Raw genomic sequence first — 9,638 nt, 5'->3', positions numbered from 1 at the left:
ACCATGGCCAAGGTGATCGAGGAGACGCAGCGCCCTGCCTTGATCCTGGCGCCGAACAAGACGCTTGCCGCGCAGCTCTATTCCGAGTTCAAGAAATTCTTCCCGGAAAACGCCGTTGAGTATTTCGTCTCCTACTACGATTATTACCAGCCGGAAGCCTACGTCCCGCGCACCGACACTTTCATCGAGAAGGAATCCTCGATCAACGAGCAGATCGACCGCATGCGCCACTCGGCGACGCGTTCGCTGCTTGAGCGCGACGACGTCATCATCGTCGCCTCGGTGTCCTGCATCTACGGTATCGGCTCGGTCGAAACCTATACGGCGATGACCTTCCAGATGCAGATCGGCGACCGGCTCGACCAGCGCGCGCTGCTCGCCGATCTCGTCGCCCAGCAGTACAAGCGGCAGGACATCAACTTTGTCCGCGGCTCGTTCCGCGTGCGCGGCGACACCATCGAAATCTTCCCGGCCCACCTGGAAGACCGCGCCTGGCGCATCTCGATGTTCGGCGACGAGATCGAGCAGATCACCGAATTCGACCCGCTGACCGGCCAGAAGACCGGCGAGCTGAAAAGCGTCAAGATCTACGCCAATTCGCACTATGTGACGCCGCGCCCGACGCTGAACCAGGCGATCAAGTCGATCAAGGAAGAGCTCAAGCACCGGCTGGTCGAACTCGAACGCGCCGGCCGCCTGCTTGAGGCACAGCGGCTGGAACAGCGCTGCCGCTTCGACCTCGAAATGCTGGAAGCCACCGGCTCGTGCGCCGGCATCGAGAACTATTCGCGCTATCTCACCGGCCGCCAGCCGGGCGATCCGCCGCCGACGCTGTTTGAGTACATCCCCGACAACGCACTGGTCTTCATCGACGAAAGCCATGTCACCGTGCCGCAGATCGGCGGCATGTATCGCGGCGACTTTCGCCGCAAGGCGACGCTGGCCGAATACGGCTTCCGTCTGCCGTCCTGCATGGACAACCGGCCGCTGCGCTTCGAGGAGTGGGATGCCATGCGTCCGCTTTCGGTCGCGGTCTCGGCGACCCCTGGCGCCTGGGAGATGGAACAGGCCGGCGGCGTCTTCGCCGAGCAGGTCATCCGTCCGACCGGCCTGATCGATCCGCCGGTCGAGGTCCGCCCGGCCAAGAGCCAGGTCGACGATGTCGTCGGCGAGATTCGCGATACCACCAAGGCCGGCTACCGCACCTTGGTCACCGTGCTGACCAAGCGCATGGCCGAGGATTTGACCGAGTATCTGCATGAGCAGGGCATCCGCGTCCGCTACATGCACTCCGACATCGATACGCTGGAGCGCATCGAGATCCTGCGCGATCTGCGCCTCGGCGCCTTCGACGTGCTGGTCGGGATCAATCTTCTGCGCGAAGGCCTCGACATTCCCGAATGCGGCTTCGTCGCCATTCTCGACGCCGACAAGGAAGGTTTCCTGCGATCGGAAACCTCGCTGATCCAGACCATCGGGCGCGCCGCCAGAAACGTCGACGGCAAGGTCATCCTCTATGCCGACCAGGTGACCGGCTCGATGGAACGGGCGATGGCCGAAACCAACCGTCGCCGCGAAAAGCAGATGGAGTGGAACGCGGCCAACGGCATCACACCGGAATCGGTCAAGTCGCGCATCTCCGACATTCTCGATTCGGTCTACGAGAAGGACCACGTCCGCGCCGATATCTCGCAGTTCACCGACGGTGCCGGCGCCATGATGGGCAACAACCTCAAGGCCCATCTCGACGCGATGGAAAAGCAGATGCGCGATGCCGCGGCCAATCTCGACTTCGAGAAGGCGGCCCGCATCCGCGACGAAATCAAGCGCCTGCGTGAGATGGAACTGTCCATCTCCGAAGACCCGCTGGCCAAATACGCCGACATGGAAAGCCCGGCCTCCGGCCGCGAAAAGGGCAAGCACAACAAGGGCGTGGCCAAACATCGTACAGCAGAGGAACAGGAGCGTTTTCGCAAGCTCGACGCAGCGCGTGCCGCCGAAGAGGCAGCCAAGGCTGCCCGGCCCAACCTCTTCCGCAAGCCTGATCTCGACGAGATGGGCGCCGATGGCACTGTGCCGGTGAAAAAGCCGCTGTTTTCGAAACCCTCGATCGACGACATGGGTCCAGGTACCGACATGCCGACGCCGGCCGGCGCGGTGTCGCGCTCGCTGTTCAAGAAACAGTCGGCATCCGAGGCACATGGTTCCGATTTCGGCATTCCCGGGGACGCCACAAAGCCGCTGTTCAAGAAGAACTCGCTGGACGAGATGACGGTGCGGCGGACGGAAAAACCGATCGAAGGAAAAGTGCCGGCCAAGCCGCAGCCAATCTCCCCCCTCGTGGGGGACGAATCCGCCAAGCCAGTTGTTCGCCAGCGAACAGGCATTGGCTCCTACGAAGACCCCGCCGACGCCCGTCGGGAAAAGCGCCGGCCGGGTAAGACGGGTAGGCCGGGAAAGTAGCGCCTTCCCCTTCTCCCAGAAGGGGAAGGGAAGCGCTCCGCCGCCGCCGCATTCCGCCGACCCACTTGCCACCAGCCCCGCCTTTGGTGTAATCGCTCCGCATACTCAACGTCTTGTCTCGAAAGGAGGGCTCACGTGTTTACGTTTCATCGTCACCATCGTCAGCGTGGCCCGATTTCTGCCCTGCGAGCTTGCTTGCAGGGCTGACCAGGGACGGTCCGGGTTTTTCCCGCTTCGATTTTTTGGTCTGCCCTTCGTGGTGCGTAATGCCGAGCCTGATGGCCGGAAAGCGCACCGTCAAAGTGGACCGGAGTAGTCTCCGGCAAGACCAGAGAAATCAAATGGCCCTGATCAGCCTCAAATCCCTCGGCGTCACCATGAGTGCGCCGCTGTTTGCCAATCTCGACCTCACCATCGGCACCGGCGACCGGCTCGGCATTGTCGCCGCCAATGGCCGCGGCAAGTCGACTTTGCTGAAATGCCTGACCGGCGGGATGGAGCCGACCTCCGGTGACATCACCCGCACGCGCGGCCTGCGCGTCGGTCATGTCGAACAGTCGGTTGCCCCGGTCCTTCGCACCCGTACGTTCCGGCAGGTGGTGGCGGATGCCTTGCCGTCCGAGCAGGCCGAAAGCGAGATGTGGCGTGTCGACGTGGTTCTGGATTCACTCGACGTGCCCGAGCCGATGCGCGAGCGGCCAATGCAGGCGCTGAGTGGCGGCTGGCAGAGGCTTGCGCTAATCGCACGCGTCTGGGTCACCGATCCGGACGTGCTGTTGCTCGACGAGCCGACCAACCATCTCGACCTTGTCCGCATCAGCCAGCTCGAAACCTGGCTGAACACGCTGCCGCGCGAGGTGCCCGTCGTCATCGCCAGCCACGACCGCGCCTTCCTCGACGCCACCACCAACCGGACCCTATTCCTGCGCCCGGAACAGTCGCCGGTGTTTGCCCTGCCCTACTCCCGCGCCAGGCAGGCGCTCGACGAGGTCGATGCTTCGACCGAGCGCAAGTTCCAGCGCGACATGAAGGTGGCGCAGCAATTGCGCCGGCAGGCGGCCAAGCTCAACAACATCGGCATCAATTCGGGCAGCGACCTTTTGACGGTGAAGACCAAGCAGCTCAACCTGCGGGCCGAAAAACTGGAAGAAGCGGCCGCACCGGCGCACCGCGAAAAGTCGGCGGGTGCCATAAAACTGGCCAATCGCGGCACCCACGCCAAGGTGCTGATCACGCTCGACGACGCGGCTGTGGAAACACCCGACGGCACCCCGCTGTTTCGAACCGGCAAGCGCCATATCTGCCAGGGCGACCGCATCGTGCTGCTCGGCCGCAACGGCGTCGGCAAGTCGCGCTTCGTCACCCTGATCCGCAATGCCATTGTCGAACCGGACACGGTGCCGAATGTGAAGGTGACGCCGTCGACGGTGCTAGGCTACAGCGACCAGGCGCTGTCGGGCATCAGCGGCGACGACACGCCGCTGATGCTGGTCTCGCGCCGCTACGATGTCGGCGAGCAGCGTGCCCGCTCGCTGCTGGCAGGCGCCGGCGTGGTCATCGAGATGCAGGAGAAAAAGATCGGTGCGCTGTCCGGCGGCCAGAAGGCGCGGCTGATGATGCTGGCGCTGAGGCTCGCCAATCCCAACTTCTATCTGCTGGACGAGCCGACCAACCATCTCGACATCGACGGCCAGGAAGCCCTGGAAGCGGAACTGCTGGCACATCAGGCAAGCTGTGTGCTCGCCTCGCACGACCGCTCCTTCATCCGCGCCATCGGCAACCGCTTCTGGCTGATCGAGAAACGGCGGCTGACCGAAGTCGAAGACCCAGAGGATTTCTTCCGCTCGGTGGCGGAGGGCGCTGGCTAATCGGTGAACAAAACTGCCGATGAAGTTCCGGCCTGTCGAGCGCAGGCCGGAGTTTCGTATCATGTTACGAGACGTCTTCTTGACTTCCGAAGCGTATCATGCCATGGTACGCCACTCGGGTCGGCAAGGTGATAAGCTCCTCCAAAGACAAGACCAGCGAAGCCGTTTCGAACGGCAAGGCTCCGAAGGGCTTCCCATCGGACCTTTGTCCGCTCAGCCCAGCGGAAGCTGTTCATGATCGACAACGCCGCCGAACTGTCGAATCTGAAGACGCCTCCCGGCAACAGGCTTGAGCCGCTGAAAGGTAACCGTGCGGGCCAGCATTCGATCCGCATCAACGATCAATTCCGCCTCTGCTTTAGGTGGGTGGAAGGGCAAGCGGAGGATGTTGAAATCACCGACTATCATTGAAGAGGGTTCAAAATGCTGAACATCAACCCACCTATCCATCCCGGAGAAATTCTCCGTGAGGAATATCTCGTGCCGCTCAATCTGAAGCCTTACACGCTGGCCAAAAAGCTGCATGTGCCCCGCACACGCATCGAGCGCCTGGCCAGCGAGACGACACCGGTAACGCCCGACACCGCTTTGCGCCTTGCGAAGTTCTTCGGAACCACGCCGCAGTTCTGGATGAATATGCAGGCGAGCTACGACCTCGCCGTAGAGGGAGAGGCGAAGAAGGCCGATCTTGAAACAATCGAACGTCTACAAACCGCGGCCTGAAGTAATCGCGTTAGCAACAACCCGCTTCAAGCAGGCTACGGAGCTAGCGATAAAAAAATCTCGACGATCTGTCGGATAGCCTCAGCCCGCCGCGTCCTTGGGATGCCGACACGATGATGCCGGCCCAACCCAGGAGAATTATCATGTCGGTTCTTTCGTCCATCGGTCGCATCGCAACCCGGTATGCGGCAGCGCGCGCTCGTCACCGCAGCGAACGCGTCCTGCGTTCACTGCCTGCCTCGCTGCGCAAGGATATCGGGTTTCCGGACGTCTTCGATGCGCAAAACGGCCGCCGCCCCTGACCTCGCGGGGCGCCAGTCAGTCATGCGTATCGCCCGAAAGCGGCGTCGCCTTCATCGATACGCGTTTTTCGAAAGCCTCGAACCAGCGCGTCAGCAGTGCCCGTGAGCGAAAAGGCGGAAGGTGACGGAACGCCATCCAGGACAGCGCGGTGGCCAAGGCAATGTGGCCGATATGGAGCGGCGCCTCGTCGTCCAGCGTGCTCTCGATCCAGTCGTAGCTCGCCTCGATCTTTTCCCGGTATCCGTCGGCGAGAGCACCATAGCGCAACTTTTCGGGTCTCCTTTCCGTCTCCCAGCGCAAGGCTATACCCGTCTGCGCCAGGCCCTGGGCGACCGCCTGCAACCGCAATGCCTGCCAGCGCGCCTCGCCGTCCTGCGGCAGCAGCTTGCGACCGTCATGCAGCGTGTCGAGATAGGCGCAGATGACATCGGAATCGAAGATCGGCGACGCGTCGGGCCGCAACAGCACCGGCACTTTGCCGAGCGGGTTTTCGGCGTAGACGCGGGCATTGCGCAAGGTCGGACTGGTCTCGTGATGAATGACCTCCAGCCGATCGGCAATGCCAACCTCGTGGGCGAAGACGAGCGCCTTGCGCGCGAAGGGTGAGTGGGTCTGATAGTAGAGGATCATTGTCGTCCCAGGATTTGAAGAGGCGTTCGCCTGATCCATCTGTTCTAGCCTGCGAGCCGAGAGAATTGCGCTCTGATTGGGCGCGGTCGACGCAAGTTCGTTTCACGCCTCTCGTCCAACTGCGGCTGCGTGGACTGTCCAGGGCCGGTCGGCCAAAAAAATCTGCCGGCCATGTAGGAACGCCGGCACCTCATCCGTCCTTTGGCTCGCAAGGCCAAACGCAAAGAGGAACAACAGATGACCGATCAGACCCCCGTTCAGCCCGCGGCCAAAGTGCTCGGCGGATTGACCCCCTATCTGCAGCTGGATGGCGCCTTCAAGGCTGCCGAATTCTACAAGAAGGCCTTTGGTGCCGAGCAGGTCTTTGCCTATCCGGCGGACGAAAAAGGCCGCACCATGCACATCCACCTCCACATCAACGGCTCGACGCTGATGCTCTCCGACTTCTATCCCGAAAACGGCATGCCTGCCGTCAAGCCGCAAGGTTACACCATGCAGCTTCACCTCGGCAGCGACGACATCGAAGCCTGGTGGAAGCGCGCCGTCGATGCCGGCTGCGAAGTCGCCGTGCCGCTCCAGATCATGTTCTGGGGTGACCAGTGGGGCAATATGCGCGACCCGTTCGGCGTCGAATGGGCGATGAATGCGCCGGTCAAGAAAGCCTGATTTATCGCCAATGGCGAAGTCCCTCACCGGCTGGCGTCGGTGAGGGATTGTGAACTTCCAGGAGGAGACCCACAATGTCCTATGTCGATGGCTTCGTGCTTGCCGTGCCCAAGGCAAATCTCGATAACTACAAGAGGCTGGCCAACCTCGCAGGCCCTATATGGATGGAACACGGCGCGCTCGCCTATGTCGAATGCATCGGCGACGACGTGCCCTATGGCGAGGTCACTTCGTTCCCGCGCGCCGTGCAGGCCAAGGACGACGAGATCGTCGTCTTCGCCTGGGCCGTCTATGAGTCGCGGGAGAGCCGCGATGCCGTCATGGCCAAAGTGATGGCAGATCCGCGCCTGAAGGCCGATTGGGCGGACATGCCGTTCGACGGGAAGCGCATGATCTTCGGTGGCTTCAAGCCATTCATAGAGCTTTGAGCAGCCGGTAGCAGATTGGCAGAAGCCCCTCAGCTTCGTCATCCTAGGACGAAGCAGGAGCGAAGCTCCGTCGCGAAGGCCTTAGGATGACGACGCGGGTGCTTAGGCCAATCTCTAAGGCCACGATCAGCTAGAGAGCGTTGCGCTAATCCAGCCTGTCCAGAAGCGGCTTCAGCCGGTCACCATAGCGCTTCCATAGATCGACCGACCCCTGATACATCGGCTGGCGCACCTGTGCGGCTGAAGCCGTGCGCACCGGTCGGTCGGTCTCGTGGAACGATAGTGCCGCGTCGTCCCAGGGCAGGCCGAGATGGGCGATCAATGCCCGCGTCTGGCCTTCCTGGTCGGCGACAAAATCCTCGTAGCGTACATCGTGCACGACGCCTGGCAGCACCGTGTGCCAATGCTTCATGATGTCGGTGTAGAGATTGTGGAAGTCGGCGAGCTCGCCGAGATCGTAGCCATAGCGATGGCTGTCGCCGCGGAAATGCACCTTGTAGATCGACAGGCAGGTGGCCGCCGCATCGCGCGCGCAGTGGATGATCCTGGCCTTCGGCATCATCATGTGGATGAAGCCGACAAGCAGGAAGTTGCCCGGCATTTTGTCGGTGACGTGGCGCATGTTCGGATAGCGGGCATGGAGCATGTCGAGATAGGCTTGGCCTGCCTCGGCAAAATCCGAATCGCCCGTATCCGATACGCCCCATGGGAAGCCACCCGGCATGGTCGCCGGGAACTGCCTGCCGACCGCCTTCTTCAATATGCTGAGCTCGCCTGCGCCATAGACCTGCGGATGGCTGGCGATGATCTGCTCGACCAGCGTCGTGCCCGAACGCGGCATGCCGACAATGAAGATCGGCGTGTCGTCGCTGATTGAGCTGGGCCTGTGCTTCTCGAAGAAGCCGGCATCGAAGGTGGCCTTCATCGCCTCGAACTCGGCCCGCGTCCTGGCCTGGTCGTAGTCGATGCCTTTGCGGCGGATCGCATTGCCCTCGGCGAAATAGTCGAAGGCCCGGCCATAATCCCTGAGATCGTCATTCGCCTTGCCGAGTCCGAAGGACAGTTGCATGCGCGCCAGGCTGTCCTGCGGCGCCTTGGCATGCTGGGCTTCCATGCCCCCAAGCTCGCTGTCGCGCTCCTTCTGGCGCTTGACCTGCGTCAGCATCAGCCAGGCTGTGGCCATGGCGGGGTTGATCGCCAACGCCTGCCGGAACAGGTCGGCCGCCTCGTCGAGCTTGCCCTTTTCCATCAACCCGACGCCGAGCCCGTGCAGCAGGTCGGCATCCTTGGGTCGGATCGCCAGCGCTTCGCGGAAGGCAGCCAGCGCCTCATCCAGCCGCCCGGCTTCCTGCAGGGTTTCGGCAAGCCCGATGCGGGCGCGCACATGAAATGGGTTGCGTGCAACCGTGCCGCGATAAATCTCTTCGGCCTCTTCGAACTGGCCGACCTGTTTCAGCGATGAGCCGAGATTGTCGCGCGCCGCGAGTTGGTCCGGCCGCAGATCCACTGCGCCGCGGAAGAAATCGATGGCCGCAGCAGGGCGGCCGAGGTCGCGCATCACCGTACCGAAATTGTTGAGGAAATCGGGATTCGTCGGCTGCAGGCTCACCGACCGTTCGATGAGATCCAGCCCTTCTTCGCTGCGCCCGGTCTGGTGAAGCAGCAGTCCCAGGAAATGCGCCGCGGCCGCGTGCTTGGGCTGACGCGCCAGCACCTGCCGGTAGATCGTCTCAGCCTCTTGCCGGCGCCCGGCCTGATGCAGTTGCAACGCCTGCTGCACATACTGGTCGAGGCCCAGCGGCGGCTGTCCGCCTGCGCCAGACCTGGCTCCCGCACCCGCCGCTCGTCTTTGATCTCTGTTGATGGGAAACCTACCGTGTTTTATCCGCCTGTGGCGATCTAGGCCATCGGCGCCGCAGGTTCAAGGCTTCGCTTGCTGTCTCGTCCTTTCGTCGGTGCGGAAAGATCAAATCAGCACACCGCGATCCGGCCCCAGCAAATCTGGCTCGAGGCCACGGAGCGCGCGTTCATCGATATCAACTCGGCCCGCTCAACGCTCGTTCGTGCCCGCGAACTTGGCCACGCAGTGGCAATCGACGACTTCGGCACCGGCTACTCCAGCCTGTCCTATCTCGAGGGGCTGCCGCTCGATGCGCTCCTAATCGACAAATCGTTCATCGATACGATCAGCACGAATTCCGCCACCAATTCCGTCACCGCGCATATCATCGACATGGCCAAGACACTAAAGCTGAAGATCGTTGCCGAAGGCGGGGAAACGCAGGCGCTGGCCGACCACCTCGCGGCACGCGACGTCGACTACGGCCAGGGCCGGCTGTTTGCCAGACCCATGCCCGCGTCCGAGTTCATCGCCGACTGTGTTCATCGCCGACTGTCGCCAGGTGAGCCGACGGCTTGATGCTTGTCGTCCTCAACGAGGCGCAGCGTTCTCAGCACGGCCCGTCGCCAACGACGCGATAGTCCGCGGCACGGGCTTCGCAGGAATTGGGGAAGGTGCGCATCTCGCCATGCCGGCGCGCGCACACCGGCGCATATT

At 62.4% G+C, this 9,638-nt stretch carries 8 protein-coding genes and 3 pseudogenes; 8 read left to right on the top strand and 3 right to left on the bottom strand.

Annotation, left to right across the window (positions count from 1 at the left end; translation table 11 throughout):
* From uvrB to EN884_RS13575, 5 genes and pseudogenes are all read left to right on the top strand, one after another.
* The coding region (gene uvrB / locus EN884_RS13595) for an excinuclease ABC subunit UvrB (protein ID WP_128360580.1) at positions 1–2,463 on the top strand (2,463 nt) is incomplete at its 5' end.
* A gap of 341 nt (positions 2,464–2,804) precedes the next feature.
* Positions 2,805–4,331, top strand: coding sequence for an ABC-F family ATP-binding cassette domain-containing protein (locus EN884_RS13590; protein ID WP_063168833.1), 1,527 nt, complete (start codon positions 2,805–2,807; stop codon positions 4,329–4,331).
* A 128-nt stretch (positions 4,332–4,459) separates the two neighbouring features.
* Positions 4,460–4,742 (top strand): annotated as a pseudogene (locus EN884_RS13585) (type II toxin-antitoxin system RelE/ParE family toxin).
* Between the two features lie 12 nt (positions 4,743–4,754).
* Positions 4,755–5,054 carry a HigA family addiction module antitoxin gene (locus EN884_RS13580; RefSeq protein ID WP_027039367.1) on the top strand — a complete coding sequence of 100 codons (300 nt, stop codon included), beginning with the start codon at positions 4,755–4,757 and terminating at the stop codon, positions 5,052–5,054.
* 143 nt (positions 5,055–5,197) lie between these two features.
* On the top strand, positions 5,198–5,356 hold the full coding sequence (locus EN884_RS13575; RefSeq protein WP_013530026.1) for a hypothetical protein: 159 nt from the start codon (positions 5,198–5,200) through the stop codon (positions 5,354–5,356).
* A 16-nt stretch (positions 5,357–5,372) separates the two neighbouring features.
* Here EN884_RS13575 and EN884_RS13570 read toward each other — a convergent pair whose 3' ends face one another.
* Positions 5,373–5,987 carry a glutathione S-transferase gene (locus EN884_RS13570; RefSeq protein WP_063168834.1) on the bottom strand — a complete coding sequence of 205 codons (615 nt, stop codon included), beginning with the start codon at positions 5,985–5,987 and terminating at the stop codon, positions 5,373–5,375.
* Between the two features lie 237 nt (positions 5,988–6,224).
* Between EN884_RS13570 and EN884_RS13565 the strand changes: the two genes are divergently transcribed.
* Positions 6,225–6,653 (top strand): glyoxalase/bleomycin resistance/extradiol dioxygenase family protein, encoded by a 429-nt coding sequence (locus EN884_RS13565; RefSeq protein WP_013530024.1) that lies wholly within the window; start codon positions 6,225–6,227, stop codon positions 6,651–6,653.
* A gap of 74 nt (positions 6,654–6,727) precedes the next feature.
* Entirely contained in the window at positions 6,728–7,081 is a 354-nt protein-coding gene (locus EN884_RS13560; RefSeq protein ID WP_063168835.1) for a DUF1428 family protein, read from the top strand.
* A gap of 145 nt (positions 7,082–7,226) precedes the next feature.
* Here the strand turns inward: EN884_RS13560 and EN884_RS13555 are convergent, their stop codons facing one another.
* On the bottom strand, positions 7,227–8,849 hold the full coding sequence (locus tag EN884_RS13555; protein ID WP_244514230.1) for a sulfotransferase: 1,623 nt from the start codon (positions 8,847–8,849) through the stop codon (positions 7,227–7,229).
* A 195-nt stretch (positions 8,850–9,044) separates the two neighbouring features.
* On the opposite strand from EN884_RS13555, the pseudogene EN884_RS13550 reads away from it, so the two are divergent.
* Positions 9,045–9,500: pseudogene (locus EN884_RS13550) on the top strand (EAL domain-containing protein); the annotation flags it as partial.
* Positions 9,501–9,531: 31 nt separating this feature from the next.
* On the opposite strand, the pseudogene EN884_RS39520 reads toward EN884_RS13550, so the two are convergent.
* Positions 9,532–9,638: pseudogene (locus EN884_RS39520) on the bottom strand (peptidase); the annotation flags it as partial.

This window comes from Mesorhizobium sp. M7A.F.Ca.AU.001.01.1.1, assembly GCF_004022735.1.
Taxonomy (GTDB): Bacteria; Pseudomonadota; Alphaproteobacteria; order Rhizobiales; family Rhizobiaceae; genus Mesorhizobium; species Mesorhizobium ciceri.
This window is presented reverse-complemented; position numbering and strand designations above follow the sequence as displayed.

Coding starts and splice junctions, on each gene's coding strand:
- EN884_RS13590 (WP_063168833.1), top strand. CDS start 2,805: ATGGCCCTGATCAGCCTCAAATCCCTCGGCGTCACCATGAGTGCGCCG.
- EN884_RS13580 (WP_027039367.1), top strand. CDS start 4,755: ATGCTGAACATCAACCCACCTATCCATCCCGGAGAAATTCTCCGTGAG.
- EN884_RS13575 (WP_013530026.1), top strand. CDS start 5,198: ATGTCGGTTCTTTCGTCCATCGGTCGCATCGCAACCCGGTATGCGGCA.
- EN884_RS13570 (WP_063168834.1), bottom strand. CDS start 5,987: ATGATCCTCTACTATCAGACCCACTCACCCTTCGCGCGCAAGGCGCTC.
- EN884_RS13565 (WP_013530024.1), top strand. CDS start 6,225: ATGACCGATCAGACCCCCGTTCAGCCCGCGGCCAAAGTGCTCGGCGGA.
- EN884_RS13560 (WP_063168835.1), top strand. CDS start 6,728: ATGTCCTATGTCGATGGCTTCGTGCTTGCCGTGCCCAAGGCAAATCTC.